The sequence below is a fragment of the Peribacillus psychrosaccharolyticus ATCC 23296 genome (assembly GCF_000305495.1).
Classification (GTDB): Bacteria; Bacillota; Bacilli; order Bacillales; family DSM-1321; genus Peribacillus; species Peribacillus psychrosaccharolyticus.
Window position 1 is genome coordinate 1 of record NZ_AJTN02000116.1, and the last position, 985, is coordinate 985.

The following is a 985-nucleotide window of genomic DNA, read 5'->3' on the forward strand; positions in this document are numbered from 1 at the left end:
TTTAAATGAGTTTTACGTTTTATTGTACTTGTCACAGTCACCCGAAAAAAAATTGAGGCTTTTGGAATTGCAACAACTCGTCGGGTTAAGCCAAAGTGCAATGTCCAGGCTTTCTGTCAGGATGGAAAACAAAAGTTGCGGGGTAATAAAAAGGCTCGGATATGAAGATGACCGACGTGGCGTGTGTGCGCTCATAACAGATAAGGGAGAGCAGCGACTTCAAGACATTTTGGAAACGATTAACGAAACGCTTAAAACATCGTTATCAAACATTGACATTGACTCAGCCCTTACATTTTTTATGAATTTTAAAGCAGCGAGTAAGGACGAATGAATAAGAAAAAGAGATAGACTTATACAAGGACATGACTTCGGAACAATAAGCAGTCTCATTTCTAAAAAGATCAGAATAGAGCTATAAATGATTGGATGTAAGAAATCCAGCTAATCTTCTCATGTGAAGGTAGCTGGGTTTTCAAGTTAGATCTGCAAAATAAGCACAAAGTATCGGTCAAAGTGACACCTGCGTACTCTGCAGCCTTTAGTTAACTGTCTGTAAGCCTGAGTAGGGGGAACAGGGCTGTCTCCTTTATGAGGCGAGAATAAAACAGGTATAACTAATAATGTTAGTGGTTACATTAATTCTTTTTATTATTTTTTATGAATTTATAAGCATATAGTGTAGCAATCATAACAGGATGGTATAAATTTTTATGAAATAAAGTCCTGGTTCCGTAATTAACCAGTCGATAGAATAAATTAGTAAAAGTCGGGAATCAGCCTGAACCAATTAGTGGCAAAAGTTATCATTAGAGCTAAAAAGCAAGATGCTCAGATTACTTATTTAGGATAAAGAATGCATGTACATAACAGCAGCGATTGCGAAATAAGAGCAATCGCTTTTTTTACTATGTGGTTAGGGAAAGCCTGATATAAAAATATCTTGTTCATCTTTCTGTGCAGGAGAGCTATCGATGAATAATAG

At 36.4% G+C, this 985-nt stretch carries 1 protein-coding gene; it reads left to right on the forward strand.

Annotated elements, in window-relative coordinates:
* On the forward strand, window positions 1-334 hold a 334-nt coding region (locus WYK_RS25535; RefSeq protein WP_040373714.1), incomplete at its 5' end, for a helix-turn-helix domain-containing protein.
* Window positions 335-985 lie beyond the last annotated feature (651 nt).